The sequence below is a fragment of the Paenibacillus sp. 01L418 genome, assembly GCF_056400045.1.
On the sequence record NZ_JBFTSN010000091.1, the window covers coordinates 1 to 19,228 of the forward strand.

Genomic DNA, 19,228 nt, shown 5'->3' on the forward strand with positions numbered 1-19,228 from the left:
GAGATGAACCGGATTGGGGAGCTGTATCATAATAGTTTAAAAGTGGAGGGGAAACTTCATGAATAACGAGAAACGGGTGACGAAATGGTGGGTAAGCTGGGATTCGGAAAAAATAGAGCGATGGCTTGAGCAAGAGGAAGCTGAAGGATGGCATCTGAGGAAAGTAAGCGGCAATGTCGTTCGTTTCCATTTCCAGAAGGGTGAGACTAGAAAGCTAAGATATTGCCTCGACTATCAGATGAACAAAGACCCAAACTATGTGCAGCTGTTTAAAGAAGCAGGCTGGGAGCTCGTATATTCCGGCGCAGGCTGGTATATTTGGCGAATGCCCTACAGTGAGGTGCGGCCTGAAATCTACTCCGATCTGGATTCTCTAATTGATCGCAACAAAAGAATTTTGTCCCTGCTTTCAGTCGTATTATTCGCACAGTTTCCCATTATATTGATTAACATTTTTCCATTACAAATGTTCAATCCATGGTCATTAATCATTTTAGGTTTGTATATGATCGTTGTTGGGTTGTTTGTTTATGGTATTATTCGTATCGTTTCCAATAATCGAATGCTTATCAAGAGACGAGATTTGCATAAATAGCACAGAAGTAGAGGCTGCCCGCGGGCAGTCTCTTTTCTTTTTTCACATGTGTGCACACCGTTTTGAGCAGGTGAAAAAATCAAACCTGAGTGAACATAAACGCTTCATTTTCGGGAGAATTAGGCGGTCTAATGGAAGTTCATTGCTGTCTAAATTGTTCAGTTGAAGAGACGGTACACCTAGGCTAACATTCATGGAGACGTTCTAAGCAGCACGATCTGCAAACGCATACATAAAGAGCGGATACCCAAACTAAAGGAGGAATTCAATTGTTGAAAAGAAAGAAATGGCTGTCTTTGGCGCTATGCTTCTCTCTATTAGCAAGTTTTCTAACCTCGCTTGCCCCTGTAAACGCAGCAAGTGAAGGGCTAGAGGAAGCTTTAGCTGTCACGGACGATTTTACAGAGCAGGAGCTGAAGGATAACGATTATATTTTATATTTCGTTAATGCAGGTGATTCAACCCCGAAGACAGTTGAAGGGAACGACAAGCTGGGCTTGTATAGCTCGGTTACGGAGCAGGTATATGGAATAGATCCCCTAACGTCTAAATCATGGGGCTTGGTGACGACAACGAGCGGCACAAACGTCTGGGATGCTACGACCAAATCCGGATCGTTAAGATATTATAACGGTACGCAGGTTAGAGATAAGGCACTGGCTTATGACTTTGAGCTGCCAACAGGCGAATATGACGTGACCTTTGGCTTCAATAATCCGTGGAGCGGAAGAAGCGTGAACTTGCTGCTGGAAGGGAATAACGTTTCTGGCGGTGATTTTGCAATTGGCGGTGAAGGGGCTGAAAAATCGGTTACTTATCGCAAAATCAGCGTTACCGATGGGATGTTAAACGTAAGGATACAAGGGCCGGCAACAGCTGCGCTCTCAAACTATAACGATCCACTCGTTAATTATCTCATCATTAGACAGAACAGAACGGTTCCACTTTCTGATTTAGATGACAAGATTGCAGCAGCAAGAGCTGAAGCAGCAAACACGAAATATACGCCATTCAGTCTCGCAGTACTGAACGAGGCCATTCAAGAGAGTGACTCCATTCTGCAATCGTTAGTGGGCACCGGTGCGGATATTACGGATCTCGCAATTCAGGAGCAGATTATTTCGGCTATCGCAGCATTATCAAAGGCGATATCAGAGCTGGCGGTTAAAGAGACATACAATTCTTTTAAGCCCGGTGCGGTTTGGAGAGATACGAACGGGGCGCTCATTCAAGCGCACGGCGCTGGCATGATGTTTGATGAGAATACACAAACCTATTACTGGTATGGCGAGGATAAAACCTATGGTTATTTGCCTGCCAGAGGGGTAAGGGTTTACGCGTCCAAGGATTTGTACAACTGGGAGGATCATGGACTCGCCCTGACAGCGATCGGTTCCATAGATGACTTTGAGAATGATCCGCTTATTTCAGAGCTATATGCTGGTCGGACAGATCAAGCTGATATTTTGAACGACATCGGTACGGATCGCATCATTGAACGTCCTAAAGTCATTTATAACGATCATACAAAAAAATATGTGATGTGGATGCACACGGATGGCCCAAGTGCGACATCGACAGCCAACTATGCGAAAGCAGAAGCCGGCTATGCGCTTAGTGACTCTCCACTCGGACCTTTTGTCTATCAAGAGAGCCACCGCATGGACCAAGCGCCTAAGGGAGCAACTGATAACGGCCAGCCAAATCAGCCAGGCATGGCGCGGGATATGACGTTATTTAAGGATGACGACGGCACCGGTTATTTGATTTATTCGAGTGAAGAAAATTTAACGATGTACATCTCCAAGCTCAATGATTCGTATACAGATGTTGTTGGTTGGCATAAAGACGGCAACGAGGAGCGAGATACGGAGTACAAGGGAGTGCATGGCGAGGACTATGTGCGCGTATTCCCGCTCGCTCAGCGCGAGGCACCAGCACTATTTAAGTACCAAGGGAAATATTACATGATTTCATCCGGTGCGACGGGCTGGGCTCCGAACGTGGGCAAATATACGGTTGCCGACAGCATGATGGGACCGTGGAAAACGATGCGCGATGTTGCGCCTGGAAGCTCAACGACCTTTGGCTCGCAGAGCACTCAAGTGATTACAGTAGACGCGGCTGCGGGGAAATTCATCTATATGGGTGACCGCTGGAATCAAAACGATCTTGCGAATTCCCGCTATATTTGGCTGCCGATTGAATTTGGTCAAAATGATGAAATTGCCCTTCAATGGCATGATGAGTGGTCGCTTGATTTGCTCGACAGCATGGGGAAGGTGACATTGAATACTCCGCTTCCTGCAAGTACAACAATTGGCAAAGCGCCAGCACTTCCGACTACTGTACAAGTGACCTTATCGGATGGAACGGTGAAGGATACGCCGATGAGCTGGAGCATAAATGAAGCGTCATTCAAAATTCCGGGGACGGTGCGCGTCAGCGGCAAGCTGACAGAGATCTCCAATAAGGTAATCGAACATCAGATGTATGTCATTCCAGAGGGCAGCACTTATTTTGTTCATGCAGGCGGTGCGGAAACGTCAGATTATAAAGATATTACTCAATTGATTGGCGAAGATCATTTGCTAAACGGAAACGTTATCGATCAGAAATATGATCCGGCGAACAATCAAACTTGGGGTTATATCGGTGACAATACGCTGACATCCGGTACGAACAGCGGCAATATCTTTGATGGATTGCGTTATTTGAAAAGCAATGCAGGCAATGATCTCTCGTACCGCTTCGACATCGATAATGGAAGCTACGATGTTTATGTAGGCTTGTACGACCCGTGGTCCCAGTATTCAAACGGCAAACGGATAGCTGATATTTTGCTGAACGGAACGGTAAAAACAAGCGGGTATGTTTTCTCCTCAGCAAAAGATGTGCTTAGCTATGGCAATGTAGCCGTTGATAACGGAAAGCTGGAGCTGACGGTGCATAGAGCAGCGAATGCAGGCGCCACCAGTTCCGATCCGCAAATTAGCTGGATTATGATAACGGATAGCAAAGGCGATGTTGTTGAGACTCCTACAGAGCTGATTGTCCATTATGACATGAGCAAGCTGGAAGGCACTTCGGTCATTGACCAGACTGGCAAATACAATGGCAAATGGGTTAACCCTGCCAACGCGGAGTGGATTAAGACGGATGCAGCGGGAGCCATCAGCTTTGCTGGCGGCAATACAAGCTCTTATATTGAAATGCCGCAGGGTATTTTGGATGGGCTGACGGATGTCACGGTATCTGCCCTTGTCAATTGGAAAGGCAAGAACAGTGCAGAATGGCTGTTTGCGCTTGGACAAGGCGATACACATTATTTGTATATGACGCCAAAATATAATGCAGACAACACGGCGCGATTCGGTATCGCAACGAATGGGTGGCGCAATGAAGTGGCGACGAAAGCGCCGCTGCTCCAATCAGATGATTGGAAGCTCGTTACGGCAGTAATGTCGGGTACAGAAAACAAGCTGTTGCTGTATGTAGACGGCCAGCTAGTCTCGTCTGGTAATGCTGGCGGCTTTACTCTCGATCAAATTAACAATAAAAACGGCATCAGCGGTTTTATTGGAAAATCCTTTTATGCGGGAGACGCTTATTTTGGCGGTATGATCGCAGACTTCCAAATCTATAATGGCGCACTTCCTGCCTCTGAAGTGAGCGAGCTTAATGTGGCGGCAAATGAGAAGCTGGCAAGCATGGAGGTGCTGCTGCTACAACATGCGGCCGATCAATTAGATGACCTGAGCTTCCTTGGGGAGAATAGCAGCAAGGATGCAGTGCTGACGGATCTCGAGCTGCCAACGACTGGATTGCATGGAGCAACCATTACTTGGCAATCAGATAATGAGTCAATCATTAGTAATAGCGGTACTGTTGCACGGCCTGTTTTTGAAAATGGAGATCAGATTGTAACACTGACCGCTGTACTCTCAGATGGAAAATCAACTGTAACAAGAACGTTCACGTTTACTGTATTAAAGCAGCCGGATACGGCTGTTCATGTAACAGGAATTACGGTGAACAAGGATGCGGTTATGCTGAAGGAAGAAGAGCAGCTGCAACTGAATGCAGAAGTTGCACCGCTGAATGCGGATAATAAAGCCGTGTTATGGTCCAGCGATGCAGCAGCCATTGCATCAGTCGATACAAACGGCATTGTTACAGCTCTAAAAGAAGGAACAGCTACCCTTACGGTTGTGACGGTAGACGGTGGATTTACAGCTAAGGTTGTCGTAACGGTGGAGAAAAAGAAGGATACTGGCGTAGAGCCTAGCCCAACCCCAGATCCAACACCGAGCCCTAGCCCGGACCCAACACCAAGTCCGAGTCCAGATCCAACGCCTAGTCCGACGCCAAACCCTGGAACGAACCCAACACCAAGTCCGGTTCCAACACCGAGCCCAGACCCAGAGCCGCATTTCAAGGATACAGCAGGGCACTGGGCAGCAGCATCGATTAACAAGCTGTCGGACAAAAACATTTTGGGCGGTTTTCCAGATGGCAGCTTTAAGCCTAATCAGGAAATGAGCAGAGCGGAATTTTCAGCGGTTATTTACAGATTGTTAGGCCTCAAAGCAGAAAGCAGTGAATCTGGCTTCGGAGATATTACGCCGACTGCTTGGTATAGTAAATATGTGAATGGCTTGTATGCCGCTGGAATTATAACTGGTTTCAATGATGGCAGCTTCAAGCCGAATCAGGAAATGACGAGAGAGGAAGCATTCGTTATTTTGTATAGAGCGGTTAAAGACCAAATGATCGTTGCCTCCGGAGCGGCCAAACCATCCTTTGCGGATGAGCCCAGCTTGTCCAGCTGGGCAAAAGAAGCGATAGCAGCATTAACGGAAGCGGGTATCATTAAAGGTTATGAGGATGGTTCAATCAGGCCAAAGGAAAAGATTACACGCGCCGAGATTGCATCGATTGTAGCAAACTTCGTCAAATAGCAGGCTTAACGCGAGACATCCCAAAATAAGGGATGTCTTTCGTTTATTTAAATATAAGGCAGTATATTTTTTTTCTAAAGAACGCCGAATGCGTTTTAGCTTGTTAGACGATAAAAATGATATACTGTTGTGAAAACAATCGATTATTATGGAAAACGATGATATGATTTAAATAACGAAATTTGACGATAATTGTGCGCATGTAGGAGGCTATTTACAGATGGAGTACATTAGTACAAGAGGAAATGTTGGCAAAATAGGGTTTATCGATGCGTTTATGATGGGCTTAGGCAACGATGGAGGACTGCTTGTTCCGAGCGAAATTCCAGTTATTTCAGCTGAAACATTAAAGGAATGGCAGAATCTTAGCTATCAAGAGCTTGTACTTGCTATATTCTCACATTTTACGAATGATGAGATTCCAGCACAGGATTTGAAGGATATGGTGTACGCGAGCTATGCTACTTTCCGTGACCCGGAAGTAACGCCTGTCCGCAAGCTGAAGGATGATCTTTATTTGCTGGAGCTGTTCCACGGGCCTACCTTTGCATTTAAAGATATCGCGCTTCAGTTCATGGGCCAGCTTTATACGTATGTTGCAGCGAAGCAAAATAAAAAAATTCATATACTCGGTGCTACTTCCGGCGATACAGGAGCTTCGGCAATCGAGGGCGTTAAAGGCAAAGACGGCATCAAGATTTGTATTCTACATCCACATGGCAAAGTAAGTAAAGTACAAGAGCTGCAAATGACGACGGTTCAGGACGACAATGTGCTCAATCTATCCGTAGATGGCAACTTCGACGATTGCCAGCGCATGATTAAGGATTTGTTCGCTGACCTTGATTTTAAAGCTAACAATCAGCTTGCGGCGATCAACTCCATCAACTTTGTTCGAATCTTGGCGCAGACGGTTTACTATTTCTATGCCTACTTCCAAGTGGCGAAGCAGACGGATGCGAAGCAGGTTAACTTTAGCGTACCGACAGGCAACTTCGGTGATATTTTTGCAGGTTACCTAGCGAAGCGTATGGGACTTCCTGTAGGTAAGCTCATTCTAGCTACGAATGAGAACAATATTTTGGAGCGCTTTATTCTTGAGGGCGTGTACAAGCCGGGCGACTTCCGCAGCACGTACAGCCCATCGATGGACATTCAAGTAGCCAGCAACTTTGAGCGTTACTTGTATTATGTGCTTGGCGAGGATGCTGCTCAAATTCGCAGTCTGATGGATCAGTTCAAAGCCGAAGGACAAATCGTCATTGCCGGCGATGCGCTGAGCAGAGTGCAAGCCGAGTTTGGCGCGCATGGCGTACAAGGCCAAGAGTGCCTGAGCACGATTAAGAAATATGAAGCGGAAAACGGCTACCTGCTTGATCCGCATTCAGCTTGCGGCGTCGCTGCGGCTGATAAATACAGCAATGAACAAGGAATCAYGATCTCGCTTGCGACGGCTCATCCGGCTAAGTTCAACGAAGCCATCGAGCTTTGCGGCATCGAGCAGCAATTCCCTGAGCAAATCGCTTCGCTGTTTAGCAAAGAACAGCGTCAGACTCGCGTAGACGGATCGCTTGCAGCGGTCGTTAGCGAATTAGAAGCATTTTATAACGCATAATCATGAATGCTTGGATACGATGGAAAAGGCAGCATCTAGAGGAGAAATCCTTTCGCTGCTGCCTTTTTTCTATTGGAACCTACATTTAGGCTCGTTTAAGTATATTTCGGAGCACAGAAGTGATCAGCTTATGATCTTGATCATCCGGCAATCCGGATACAGCAATGGTTCCGATTACCCCGAATCCTCGAGCGTAGATGGGATACGCTCCGTTATAAGGAGCGTAGAGCGAAGGGGATAACGAATAACGCTCGGCAAGCGTTGTACCGGCAGCGCGCAACTCGATTTCCATACGATAGGAGCTGACTCCAAAACGATTGACGACGCGTGCTTTTCGCATGACCCAGTCATCATTGTCTGCCGAGGTGCCGGGAAAAGCATAGTGAAACAGCTGTTGTTCGCCTTTTCGAATATCAATCGTTACCGACTTGTTCTCCGATTTGGCCTGCTCAATGAGCCCAAGCCCGATTTGCAGCGCGGTTTCGTTCGTGAAGGAGTCGAATTGCAGCTCCTCTTCCTCGCGCTTCAATTCCTCTAGAGGTTGTTCGTGATTCATTATGCCGATCTCCTTTACAGCGATATATTAAGCTCTGAAGCCGTCTTGCATATGTACTCCCGAGCTTGCTGATACTGCTCATTGGTGGATAGGTGCTCGATAATGAGCGTCGTATCCGGGTGCAGCTTGTTCAGCTCGGTAAGAAATGTACGGTAATCAAGCAAGCCTTGGCCTGGGATGACCTCATCCATATGAACGGTCAATTGACCGCGCAGCAAAATATCCTTCGCATGGCAATTCCGAATATATGGCCCAAGCTTTGCAAAAAAATCACGGATGATCTCGCCATTTTGGTAATAGGCCCGAGGGCTGCTAATGATATTGACGGGATCGAAGTGTACGCCAAAGCCTTTGCGATCGATCGCTTTGATCAAGGCAAGATAGGAGTCAGCCGAATCTGGGAATACCCACGGCATCATTTCCAAAGCAAATACGGTTCTCTCTGGTTTAACCGCATCGATAATTTCACGCGTCGTCTCTACAATGAGCTCAAAGGTTTCATCGCTGAAATTTTCGGGATCGGGTCCGTCCCATTGTTCGCCGCGTGACCCGGCAATGTTTACGCAGCACTGCGCAGCCATCCGTTCTGCAAGTTCCAGACGCTGCGTGCAGTAGGCAATAGCTTTGCGCCTTGTTTCCTCATTTCGGCTAATAGGGTTGCTCCATGCGCCGACCTCGGAAATCAGAATATCATGTTTTGCTGCTGCGGCTAAGTAATCATCCAGCTCGCTAATATCTTCATTGCCGTCTATGGGGCAGGTTGTTGCGCGGAAGCCCGCTTGTATAAGTGCATTTGACCAACTTTCAGGATTTTTGTTTTCTAGAAAAACCTGACCTCCAAGCCTCATCGAAACCCCATCCTTTGTTCGAATATTTTCTCGCTAGCAGGATTAACTTATGTTGAGCAAAGTATAACATGAACACGCGTTTATACAAGATCAAACTTTTTGATGAGGATGAGCCCATTGAAAAAATAAAATTTTGTTGCTGCAAAGGGAATGACAGCCAATTTATGAAATGTATATGATAATGGCATAAACACGCGCTCATGAAAGAGGCTAGCAACAATTGAAAAAGGCAGACATAAATAGTGTAGAGGTCGCCCGACAATATCAGTATAGAGAAGAATGCTTAGTTACTGACTAGGAACTTTCTGAAGAAATTCTGAATATTACTAAGCTTTTTTTAAAGAAAGAAATGCTCGCCTAATTCAAAGGCGAGCATTTCTTTTAGACTATTTAATTAAGGTACCTTTAGAATTCCTGTAAATTGATTAGGTGCAACTMTATTTTTCAATTATAAGACTAATTGAAAAATGTATATGTTCAACTGGTGGATTAACTTCATGTCACAATATATTAGAATTTATCATCTGCAAACGTATTAAAGATAACCATGTCATTTAATAAAATAATCTAGTGTCCCGTGGTTTATGGAAATTGAACCAATGGACGTAATCATGGGGTTCGATGTCAAACTGTTCTTCCGCGAGGAAATGCGCATGGTTAGCGAAATCCGTCTTAAAGATACAGCGAGCTACTCGTTCTATGGATCTGTTCATCCTCCATGTCTCATAGGTTCATGACGAGCCCCAGCCGTTTAATCCTTCTTGCCCAGAGAGATGTACTGATCCTCGGAAGTGCCGAAAGGAGTGTTTAGTAGCGCGCTCATCAAGCCGAAAGCGACCTCGGACTTGGAACGAGTGAAAACGAACTTTGTGACCTGCTCGGGAAGGAGTTCCGGGCATTCCGAGGTGCAGACGACGACAAGGTTCTCCGGGCTCAGGTACTTCAGTACCTGCAAGGCCAAAAATTCGTTGAAGAYGACGAGAGGCTTGTTCTCGTGCTGCTGGATAAATTGCTTGAGCGACTCTTCGTCACTGGTGGCCGCATATACGAGCGATTCGTCCAATCCCGAAGAGGATCGAATGATTTCGTGATACCGCTCGTTCGACATGTGTTCGTGAATGAGTGCATAAGGCTGTCCGGCCGGCAATGACGAGTTCAGATCACTGAACAATCGTTGGAAATCAGGATTGACTTGCCGGAACAAGGAATCGTCGATCAAGCTGTCCACGATAACCAGCGGCGAGCCGTATTGCAGATTCCTCGATATCGCATGGAAGGATTGGGCCATAGCGTCAATCAGAAAGACGCCATCCAGCTTGCGCTCGGCAATGATCTCGAAATTGGGTTTGGCCGGATCAATTTGGGATACAAGGAGATGATAGCTCTTCTCCCGACATCGGCGCTCTAATCCGTCAAGGAAAGCTCCGTAGCTGACCGGCTTTGGAATGCGGGCGTCTCCGGTGCTGACGAACAGCACGCCGAGGACGTTGGTTTTACCCAGTGAGAGCGACTTCGCCGTCAAATTTTGAACGTAATGAAGCTTGCTCGCTGCCGTAAAGACCCGCTGCCGCGTCTCTTCTGGAATCGTCTGGGTGCTCACGTAATTAAGGACATAGCTTACCGTGGCGACGGAGACGCCGGCTTCTTTGGCTACGTCGCGAAGTGTCGTTTTTTTCATCGTATCAGTAACCGCCTCGTTAGGATCAAAAGTTTAGATAATCATAAGTCCGAACTTGGAAGGATGTCAAACTTCCCGTTGACAAGCCACGGGAAACGCCCTATACTGAAGCCGCTTAACCGGTTAAGTTAAAACTTGAAGAATAAAGTTCTCAGGAGGGGCTATGCAATATGGAAAATTCGGCTCAATCGAAGCTGATCGTATTACCCGGGGTGCACGCATCCCGGCTGGGGAACGAAAGAGACATCTACATTTATTTGCCTGCGGGCTATGACGATGATCCGTCCGTAAGGTATCCCGTGTTGTACATGCACGTAGGCCAGCACGTATTCGAGCCGAGCAAGCCATCCGGAGAGTCCTGGGGTATGCACCGCGTAGCGGACCGACTATTGGCGGAAGGGCTGATTCGGCCAATTATTATCGTAGCGGTCGAACATAAGTACGAGGACGGAACCAGTGAATATTTCCACGACCTGTGCGCGTATCCTATTCGCTGCGTCGGCGAGCTTTACGAGCATTTTCTAATCGAAGAGCTGAAGCCAATCGTAGATCGCGCATTCAGGACACTGCCGGATGCGGAGCATACGGCGTTAATGGGCTCCTCGGCGGCCGRCATTGCAACGTACAACATCGGGCTCCGCCGTCCGGACGTATTCGGCATGCTGGGCATCCTGTCGCCTTTTTTCGTCCAGGTAGATCCCGGCACGCTGGAAGAAACGCCGCAGTATCGGCTGTATCCGTATAACGATGGGCAGAAAATATGGATGGACATAGGTGGGGCGGAGGGATTCTTCATGCCATCCCACGTGCGGAGCGTCGCGGAGAATATGCAGCAAGCTGGCTGGAAGCAAGGTGAGGAGCTTTATTATTATCTGGACATGGAAGCCGCGCATTCCGAATGGGACTGGAGCCGCCGGGCGCACATGCCGCTGCTGCACTTCTTTGGCGAAGCCGCCGATGTGTCGGTTCTCGCGCTTGAAGGGGACGGTATCGTCGGTGTCGACGGGCCTGTAGTGGTCGTTAATGCGGTTGCCGCGCTTCACAACGGCATACGCTTCAGTTTGCTCAGAGCCGATTACCAGACGGATAATCCGGATGTCCTCGGGATTTCGCCAGACGGAAGGCTGCTTCCACGGAAACCCGGCACTGCGACGATCGTCTGCCGTTATGGGGGCCATGAAGCAGCCAGAATGTATACTGTCGTGGAACGGCTATCTGAGACCGTCGTCGTCGAGCTTGAAATTCGCGTGCCGGATACAACGCCGGAAGATGCCGAGATTTATGCGACGTTCGGCGTTCCGAAGCTCGGCAAAGGATTGTATGGCGGAACGGTCAGTTTGCCTAGAGGATTAACGTTCGATTTTCTCATCACCCGGGGCTACGATAAGGAAGAGGTCGATCGGGATTTCGGGCGGATGCGTTACAGAAGGCTTGTCACGGACGAGGACAAGAGAGTCGTTTACACGGTTCATAATTGGATAGACTTAAGGCCAGTTACGGGAAGAGAGGAGGAGATTTGAATGACGCAGCCTTCGCGAGTGGAAACCATCGCGAATTTCCGATCGGAAATTATGCGCAACGAAAGGGACATTTTCGTTTATTTGCCGCCCGGCTACGGGCAGGAAGCGGACAGGACGTATCCGGTGCTTTACGTCCATGACGGGCAGAACGTATTCTATGAAGCATTTAACGGGCAGTCATGGAACCTGCACCGCGTATGCGACCGTCTGATTGCGGAAGGACGCATCGAAAAATTGATCGTCGTGGCGGTTTCGAATATGGGGCTGGAGCGAAACAGCGAGTTCGCGCATCAAGGCTCGTTCGCGGAGGAGCTCGACTACCCTTGCCGGGGAGAGTTCTATGAACGTTTCCTGACGGAGGAAGTTAAACCCTACATCGACCGTACTTACCGGACGAAGCATGAGAGCCGCCACACCGCACTGATGGGTTCGTCCAGAGGCGGGCTCGCGACTTACCATATCGGGTTCCGCCGTTCCGACGTTTTTGGCAAGCTGGCCATGGTTTCGCCTTATTTTGCCCAATACAATGAGGAGACGATGACGCATCTGCCCATCGTTCAGACTTTCGATGGAAAAGGACCGTTTCAATTATGGATAGATGCTGGCGGCATGGAAGGCATGACTGTGCGTGTCGATCACGTCAGGCACATGGTGGAGCATTTCTTGAAGCTAGGCTACCGGTCTGGAGACGACCTCGTGTTCTGCTACGAACCGATGGCAGAGCATAACGAGGCAGCTTGGGAGCAGAGGGTATACGCGCCGCTTGTCTTCTTCTTCGGAGACAAAGGATCGCCCGTCTCAGCCGAGTTGACCGGTGATCCTATCGCCGGGATCGAGGGAGCCGAGGCATGGGTATACCCGCTTGTCTCATATGAAAGCGGTTTAGTTTCGGTCGACCTGGACGCAAGCTTTCGCGTAACGCCCGAAGGCGCAGCGGCGGTCGATCCGACAGGCTTGATCCGGGCAGTCAAGACGGGGGATTGTGAGATCGCATACAGCGGACATGGGCTGAACGCATTGACAATAATCAGGATCGTGCCGGAATTATCCGAAAAGGTCGAAGTGGAGCTGGAAGTTGTCGTACCAGACGATACCTCGGCAACGGCGAGAGTATATGCGGGGGCGGAACTGGAGAAGTCCGGACCTCGCTCCTACCGAAGGCGGCTTTTCCTGCCGAGAAATACGGGATTTGCTTTTCACGTCTCAGAGCATTCTGGTCTAAGGGAAGCAGGCCCGGAGGGGGCGGATGTCCCGAAGAGGCGGTTCGTCGCTGACAGCAACAAGACGTTGCATTATGAAGTCCAAAGTTGGATGCTAAGTCAATCGATATGAATACGGGGTAAAACACTGACTCGCGGCGCGTTCTTAACGCTATCGCTGCTCGCCGCAGCCGCGTGCTCCAACGGCACAACCGAGTCCGGAGCGGGCGTAACTCCCGTGCAAAGCCAGTTCGATCTGGCGTTCGAGAAGATCGATACGGAGCTTGTACCGGAGACTGGCGCGAGCTTGCTGGTATAGGAGAGCAAAGAAGCCCGGCCTTTTGTGGATGCCATCATCAAGGAATTTACGGAACTATACGGCGTCGAAGTGAAGATGCAGGAGCTTGGAACGATGGATCAAATCGGAAAATTCGAGCTGGACGGTCCAGCTGGCATTGCGGCAGACGTCATTACGACTTCCTAGGACCATCTGGGCAAGGCGGCAAGCGCCGGGCTGATTCTGCCTAACGATGAGTTTGCGGACGCGACGCGCAGCGAGCACGAGGACGTGGCGGTCGCCGCGGCTTCGTATAATAACAGGCTGTTCGGCTATCCCATCAAGGTCATGACTTATGCCATGTTCTACAATAAGGATTTGATTTCTGAGCCTCCGAAGACGATGGAAGAAGTCATCGAGTTCGGGCGATCGTTTAACGATCCCGAAAGCAACAAATACGCGTTTATGTTCGATGTGCCGTTTTTCTATTACAGCTATCCGTTCATCGGATCTACTGGTGGTTATATCTTCGGGAGCGGAGGCACGGATTCTGCTGACATTGGACTAAACAACGAGGGCGCGGTTAAGGGAATGCAAACTTTTGCGGAGTTGCTTAAAGAAATATTGCCGATCTCCGCGGGAGCGGTATTCATTGCCATACCGAATACGCTGCTGTTCATGTATTTGCAGAGGCACTTTGTTGACGGTCTGGCGGCAGGCGCGACTAAAGGATAGAAGAGACAGAGGGAACGACTTCATTGTATTAACGTAGTGTGCAAATCTATAAGGTGTGGACTCACTTTCAGCTATCTTATCACCTTAATAAGCTTACTGCTAAGCCGACGATCTTCAGTTAACCATAAACTGATTTCGCTCGGCTTTCTTTAATGGTTGCGGCTCTTTGATCATTTTTATTAAATGTTCAGAGCAGGTGGTTAATTTGATGAACGGTATAGAAAGATCCTGTAGAAAAAAATCACATGACTTATGCAGTTCATACCAACAGATGGAAAACCACTCGTCTGTGAACCAAATGGCTTTTTTAACCAGTAAGGACGCTTTACTTGCGACCATGTTCAAACCCTATAAGCTTGCGCAGTATACACTTAGTCGATTTTTCACAACTTCGTTTGCATGGAGAACGTTTGGTCATAAACGTGCGGCAAGGCTTCAAGAAGTTAGCGTTACGGCACTAAAACCAGGTGACGTCATAAACTTGATGATACGCTTATTGCCCATCCCTACGCCAAAAAATTGCCTTTCTTATGCTGGTTGTTCGACTCTTCATCCAAAACGTATCGCTGGTGTATGAATCTGGTTGTCCTTCAAGAAAGGGCAAGCGATCTCGAAAGATAAGCGTGTCCCTATTGCCGCGGTCGTCACTGTTCGCTTGAAAGAAGTTGGCATAGAGGACTATGAATACAGCCCTGCAACGTACAAGGGAGCCTATCTCATCATTAGCAACCGCGCATATGGAATTCGTGTTCGCTACGGAGGCATTAGTAGCCTATGCGTTATGGCAAGCAAACAAAGAAAAAAGGAGTAATGAGAGCTGCACCCACGGCGAAATGGTTCGCGGACTCTTCAAAACTCGTTGCCATGTTCGTAAAAGAAACCAAAAGGGATCTGAACGAATCGATATCGATTTTGACACAGAAGTACGAATTTTCGCAAGCATTATTTCTGCCTATTGGCCCAAGCGTCTGCTCATGACCAGGTGGCCGGTTTATTCAAGCATAGATTCTCACAATTCCCACTTAATTCATCGAACTGTATAAGTGATGTCTATATGATATAATAAACTTAGTTTGCTAGATGTGGTTTTCGTTAGGAAAAAATAAGTGAATAGCAAAGGGGAATTCATTTAATGTTAAGAAAAATAGGCCTAATCTTGTTAGTAGTTAGCATGCTGCTTCCAGCATCTTTGAGTCATTATGTTAGGGCGGCTGGGAGCAATAATGTGGATGTGGACAGGGTTGAATTTACATATCCGCATACCCCCTCTCTTTCGAACACGATTAACGAGTATGATGTTTACATTCCGAGAAGTTCGATTTCTACGTACTATTTCGCTATCAAGACCGTCGATGAAAATGCAACGATACAATATCAAATGAATGGAGATAATTGGAAAAATCTTGGACAATGGACATCTACAGGCCATCTTCCTCTAAATCCGGCTAATAACCTCATAGAAATAAAAATTACTTCTTCCGATGGCACAGTCACTCGACTGATCAATTTCCATGTGCATCGGCCGATGGCCAACGATGCTGCTCTAAAGAAGCTGGAAACTTCAGCCGGGACGATTGCATTCGATGCCAATACGCTTAATTACACCGTTCATGTTCCTTATTCGACAGTCTCTACGAAGGTCACTCCTACTCTAAACGATGCCGATGGTAGCTTGTCCATAAATGGAATAGGGGGCACAGATGGCGAAGCTAGCTCCGCTATCCAGCTTGGAGTGGGCAGCACGGCCATTCCAGTTGAAACGATTTCTGCGGATGGCTCCCAAACTAGAAAATATACTATCGAAGTTATTCGTTCTGAGCCTAGCACGAATGCAACTTTGGAGCAGCTAAGCTTATCCGGAAGTGCTTTGCTGCAGCCGGATTTCGCCAGCGGACGCTTCAGCTATGAGGCTGTTGTAGCAAATAGTCAAGATTCCATCATGGTAACGCCTACAGCATCAGAAGAGAATGCTTTAATCGCCTACAGTGCTAATGGGGGATCATTCACTAGCATATTCAGCGGTTCGGCAAGCATTCCTCTGCCGCTGGAGGTAGGCCTGAATACGATTGCGATACGCGTCACCGCCGAGGACAGAGCGACGGTGAATCAATATGTGCTGACAGTTTATAGGCAGAGCAACGATGCGAATTTAAGCAGCTTGTCTCTCTCTGCTGGTACGCTCAGCCCATTATTCGAAGCTGGAATTTATAGCTATTCAGCCGAAGTGGGGAGTAATCAGAGTGCGATTACGTTGACGCCTTCGGCAGCGGGAACGAATGTGTCTATAGCGGTAAGTGTCAATGGCAGTTCCTATCAAAGCGTGACCAGCGGTTCGGCAAGCGCTCCCCTGCCGCTGGAGGCAGGCCTGAATACGATTGCGATACGCGTCACCGCCGAGGACAGAGCGACGGTGAATCAATATGTGCTGACAGTTTATAGGCAGAGCAACGATGCGAATTTAAGCAGCTTATCTCTCTCTTCTGGTACGCTCAGCCCATTATTCGATGCTGGAATTTATAGCTATTCAGCCGAAGTGGGGAGTAATCAGAATGCGATTACGCTGACGCCTTGGGCAGCGGGAACGAATGCGTCTATAGCGGTAAGTGTCAATGGMRGTTCCTATCAAAGCTTGACCAACAGTACGGCAAGCGCTCCCCTGCCGCTGGAGGCAGGCCTAAATACGATTGCCATACGCGTAACGGCCGAGGAGGGAAATGAGCAAATCTACACCGTACAAGTCTTGCGGCCAAGCCACAATGCTACACTGAGCGATTTGAGTTTGTCAGCAGGAACACTTACACCTTTGTTTCATCCTGAAACAGTAAACTACGAAGCATCCGTTGGTTATTCGGTTTATGCGATAACGGTAAAACCAGTTGCAGCAGAGAGTCATGCTTTAGTAAGCGTATCAGTAAATGACTCGACCTACGTCCCAGTTGCAAGTGCTAGCGACAGCGTAGATCTACTGTTGAGTCAAGGGAACAATGATATTCATATTAAAGTCGTCTCGCAGAGCGGTGAAGAACTGCTATACACAATTAGGGTAAACCGAGCTTTTGTTCCGTATACTCCGCCATCTCCGACTCCAACTACGGAGACTCCTGTTGGTCCCGTCAAGCCCATTTCATTTAACGATATTTTGGGGTCATGGGCAGAGCCGATCATACAGTCAGCAGTTCAGCAGGGCTGGATTTCGGGGTACCCTGATGGGACCTTTAGGCCTAACGAGAAAGTATCAAGGCAGGATTTTATCGTCATGCTGGTTAAGGCATTAGGTTGGTCTGGTCCAGCACAAGGGAGTGAACCGAGCTTTAGTGATGGGGAGCAAATCGCCCCTTATGCAGCGAATGCGATCGCACTTGGTTACCAGCATGGTTTATTTATTGGCTATCCGGATGGAAGCCTCCAACCAAAGGGGGGAATTAATCGTCAGGAGTTAGCCGTAATAGCTATGAGAGCGCTTGGCGAACCTGAGGGAGGCGCGCTTGCGCCAGAGACTGGGTTTGCTGATGATCGTCTTATTTCAAATTGGGCCAAATATGCTGTGAAGACAGCTAAAGACCGTGGCATCCTGAAGGGTCGGGGAAAGAATCTATTTGTTCCGGCTGAATCGGCAACTCGAGCTGAAGTCGTTGCTATCATTCAATATATATTGGATGATCTAGCAGCGAGCAAATAAAGGCAATTTGTTATGCTGAGCCGACAGCTTGATCTATTAGTCAAATTGCTGCTGCCCTGACATCAGCCATTGAAGGTTGGTTAACCAATAGAGCTTTCAGGCCTGCTCAGGTGCAGGCTTGGAGGCTCTATTCTATTAGGTATTGGAAACTTGCTATAATACCTGTAGATGACATGACTTATGCAGTTCATCCCAACTGATGGAAAATCACCAAAAGTCAGTATATTGTTGAACAAACCAAAAAATCCCTTGACTTTTCTTAATCACCCCAATAATCACGAAGGATACCCTTTCAACCGGGTATATCTTAGAGGATTTTAGGTGATTTTTTAAAACAAACACTTGAACAGCCACGGTTTCGCGATCTTAATCAAGGAGAATGCGCTGGAGCGCCAATTCTGCGTTCACTATGGGATCATTTCGATTTTTTTTGTATTATGGGGAAAGCGCATAGCCACGCCTATCGCGACCTGCCATTCTACTTCGATACGCCGGTAGAGCCTGTGCTTCAGGCAATCGCTGCGGCAGAAGCGGGCAAGCATGTCATTYGCGAGAAGCCGCTCGCGGTCAGTGCAAGCCAAGCAGCGGAGATGCTGCAGGCGGTAAAAAAAGCAGGCGTTATGCATATGATTTGCCATAATTATCGTTTTGCGCCTGCGATACAGCTAGCTAAGAAGCTGATTGATGGTCATATTATCGGCTACGAGCATACCTTTATTAATATGATGGAATATGATGGCGACGTTCATGGAAGGGCTGCAGAGCGGGATTAAACCTGCTCCGAACTTCGAGGACGGCTATAGAAATCAGCTCGTTATTGAAGCTGTTGAGCGTTCTGCCGAGTCGAGACAGTGGATGGATGTACCTGCAATTAGCGATTCTTTGTTGTTTTCGTAGCTTCATATAACAAAAAATGAATAGTCGGTTGACGTGCAAGGCTGTAGTGAAGAAGGATTATTCTTCTTGCTGCAGCCTAATTTTGATTATACATATGTTATAATCGCCATATTAAATAAGGTGCTGAATCCTATTTCGGGAGTATGTACCACTAGAAATATGTAATTGAGTGAGGGATAACCTGTGAATGACTTCAACAAATTCAATCGCGAGAAATGGAGCAAGATAAGAACAAAGGGCAAGCTGTCGTACGCTATTAGATGGGTGCTTTATTTATTGATTTACGTTTTAATTATTCAGGGAGTACTCATTGTACTTGGTCGTAAAAGTGTAGATCAAATCGAAATGGCGCCTATTATTTTTATTTCAGTTGTCGTGGGTGTTACTCTTTCTTTGATTCGATGGTCTGTGTTTGAGAAAAAATATAATCAGGAATAAATAAGGACGAGGTGAGTATACATGTTGGCATCCATTACCCAAGCTGAGAATGGTTATTCGGTCCGTTTCGAGCGCAATTTGAAGCATGCTGTGGAGAGTGTCTGGTCGATGCTGACTGACAACGAGAAGCTCGCCCAGTGGTTCCCCGAACTGCGTGTCGCGGACCTGCGTGAAGGCGGATTAATAAAATTTGATATGCAGAATGGACATTTTGAAGAGATGGCCATCAT

17 protein-coding genes and 1 pseudogene are annotated in these 19,228 nt (G+C 47.7%); 14 read left to right on the forward strand and 4 right to left on the reverse strand.

Going from position 1 to position 19,228, the window contains the following annotated elements; all coding sequences use genetic code 11:
• The first annotated feature begins 58 nt into the window (after positions 1 to 58).
• The 3 genes from AC1DSE_RS13815 (at position 59) to thrC (ending at position 7,171) form a co-directional block, all read left to right on the forward strand.
• Positions 59 to 595 carry a DUF2812 domain-containing protein gene (locus tag AC1DSE_RS13815; protein ID WP_441880795.1) on the forward strand — a complete coding sequence of 179 codons (537 nt, stop codon included), beginning with the start codon at positions 59 to 61 and terminating at the stop codon, positions 593 to 595.
• Positions 596 to 864: 269 nt separating this feature from the next.
• The gene (locus tag AC1DSE_RS13820) at positions 865 to 5,556 is read left to right on the forward strand and encodes an S-layer homology domain-containing protein (RefSeq protein ID WP_477509899.1); all 4,692 of its coding nucleotides are present in this window, start codon (positions 865 to 867) and stop codon (positions 5,554 to 5,556) included.
• 220 nt (positions 5,557 to 5,776) lie between these two features.
• Complete coding sequence (gene thrC, locus AC1DSE_RS13825) at positions 5,777 to 7,171, forward strand: threonine synthase (protein ID WP_477527789.1); 1,395 nt, start codon at positions 5,777 to 5,779, stop codon at positions 7,169 to 7,171.
• An 85-nt stretch (positions 7,172 to 7,256) separates the two neighbouring features.
• Here thrC and AC1DSE_RS13830 read toward each other — a convergent pair whose 3' ends face one another.
• The 4 genes from AC1DSE_RS13830 to AC1DSE_RS13845 form a co-directional block, all read right to left on the reverse strand.
• On the reverse strand, positions 7,257 to 7,727 hold the full coding sequence (locus AC1DSE_RS13830; RefSeq protein ID WP_477509897.1) for a heme-degrading domain-containing protein: 471 nt from the start codon (positions 7,725 to 7,727) through the stop codon (positions 7,257 to 7,259).
• 14 nt (positions 7,728 to 7,741) lie between these two features.
• Positions 7,742 to 8,575, reverse strand: coding sequence for a sugar phosphate isomerase/epimerase family protein (locus AC1DSE_RS13835; protein ID WP_477509896.1), 834 nt, complete (start codon positions 8,573 to 8,575; stop codon positions 7,742 to 7,744).
• Positions 8,576 to 9,129: 554 nt separating this feature from the next.
• Positions 9,130 to 9,288, reverse strand: a complete 159-nt coding sequence (locus AC1DSE_RS13840) for an IS3 family transposase (protein WP_430053991.1) — start codon at positions 9,286 to 9,288, stop codon at positions 9,130 to 9,132.
• Positions 9,289 to 9,326: 38 nt separating this feature from the next.
• Entirely contained in the window at positions 9,327 to 10,253 is a 927-nt protein-coding gene (locus tag AC1DSE_RS13845) for a LacI family DNA-binding transcriptional regulator (RefSeq protein WP_477527790.1), read from the reverse strand.
• A gap of 170 nt (positions 10,254 to 10,423) precedes the next feature.
• Between AC1DSE_RS13845 and AC1DSE_RS13850 the strand changes: the two genes are divergently transcribed.
• The 11 genes and pseudogenes from AC1DSE_RS13850 to AC1DSE_RS13900 form a co-directional block, all read left to right on the forward strand.
• A complete protein-coding gene (locus tag AC1DSE_RS13850) occupies positions 10,424 to 11,773 on the forward strand; it encodes an alpha/beta hydrolase (protein WP_477527791.1) in 1,350 nt (449 codons plus the stop codon).
• Entirely contained in the window at positions 11,774 to 13,105 is a 1,332-nt protein-coding gene (locus AC1DSE_RS13855; RefSeq protein ID WP_477509893.1) for an alpha/beta hydrolase, read from the forward strand.
• 210 nt (positions 13,106 to 13,315) lie between these two features.
• Entirely contained in the window at positions 13,316 to 13,456 is a 141-nt protein-coding gene (locus AC1DSE_RS13860; protein ID WP_477509892.1) for a hypothetical protein, read from the forward strand.
• A gap of 6 nt (positions 13,457 to 13,462) precedes the next feature.
• Positions 13,463 to 13,984: an extracellular solute-binding protein gene (locus tag AC1DSE_RS13865; protein ID WP_477509962.1), complete on the forward strand. Its 522-nt coding sequence runs from the start codon at positions 13,463 to 13,465 to the stop codon at positions 13,982 to 13,984.
• A 583-nt stretch (positions 13,985 to 14,567) separates the two neighbouring features.
• Complete coding sequence (locus AC1DSE_RS13870) at positions 14,568 to 14,795, forward strand: hypothetical protein (protein WP_477509891.1); 228 nt, start codon at positions 14,568 to 14,570, stop codon at positions 14,793 to 14,795.
• Positions 14,795 to 14,962, forward strand: a complete 168-nt coding sequence (locus AC1DSE_RS13875) for a hypothetical protein (RefSeq protein WP_477527792.1) — start codon at positions 14,795 to 14,797, stop codon at positions 14,960 to 14,962. The genes AC1DSE_RS13870 and AC1DSE_RS13875 overlap by 1 nt, the downstream gene beginning before the upstream one ends.
• Positions 14,963 to 15,116: 154 nt before the next feature.
• Entirely contained in the window at positions 15,117 to 17,663 is a 2,547-nt protein-coding gene (locus AC1DSE_RS13880) for a cadherin-like beta sandwich domain-containing protein (protein ID WP_477527793.1), read from the forward strand.
• Between the two features lie 437 nt (positions 17,664 to 18,100).
• Positions 18,101 to 18,364, forward strand: a pseudogene (locus AC1DSE_RS13885) (Gfo/Idh/MocA family protein); the annotation flags it as partial.
• A 46-nt stretch (positions 18,365 to 18,410) separates the two neighbouring features.
• Entirely contained in the window at positions 18,411 to 18,560 is a 150-nt protein-coding gene (locus AC1DSE_RS13890) for a hypothetical protein (RefSeq protein ID WP_477509889.1), read from the forward strand.
• A gap of 183 nt (positions 18,561 to 18,743) precedes the next feature.
• On the forward strand, positions 18,744 to 18,998 hold the full coding sequence (locus AC1DSE_RS13895; RefSeq protein WP_441880783.1) for a hypothetical protein: 255 nt from the start codon (positions 18,744 to 18,746) through the stop codon (positions 18,996 to 18,998).
• Between the two features lie 21 nt (positions 18,999 to 19,019).
• The coding region (locus AC1DSE_RS13900) for an SRPBCC domain-containing protein (RefSeq protein WP_477527794.1) at positions 19,020 to 19,228 on the forward strand (209 nt) is incomplete at its 3' end.

Excerpts from the sequence above, each read along its gene's own strand:
- AC1DSE_RS13815 (WP_441880795.1), top strand. The coding sequence starts at position 59 with ATGAATAACGAGAAACGGGTGACGAAATGGTGGGTAAGCTGGGATTCG.
- AC1DSE_RS13830 (WP_477509897.1), bottom strand. The coding sequence starts at position 7,727 with ATGAATCACGAACAACCTCTAGAGGAATTGAAGCGCGAGGAAGAGGAG.
- AC1DSE_RS13835 (WP_477509896.1), bottom strand. The coding sequence starts at position 8,575 with ATGAGGCTTGGAGGTCAGGTTTTTCTAGAAAACAAAAATCCTGAAAGT.
- AC1DSE_RS13840 (WP_430053991.1), bottom strand. The coding sequence starts at position 9,288 with ATGAACAGATCCATAGAACGAGTAGCTCGCTGTATCTTTAAGACGGAT.
- AC1DSE_RS13855 (WP_477509893.1), top strand. The coding sequence starts at position 11,774 with ATGACGCAGCCTTCGCGAGTGGAAACCATCGCGAATTTCCGATCGGAA.
- AC1DSE_RS13875 (WP_477527792.1), top strand. The coding sequence starts at position 14,795 with ATGAGAGCTGCACCCACGGCGAAATGGTTCGCGGACTCTTCAAAACTC.
- AC1DSE_RS13890 (WP_477509889.1), top strand. The coding sequence starts at position 18,411 with ATGGAAGGGCTGCAGAGCGGGATTAAACCTGCTCCGAACTTCGAGGAC.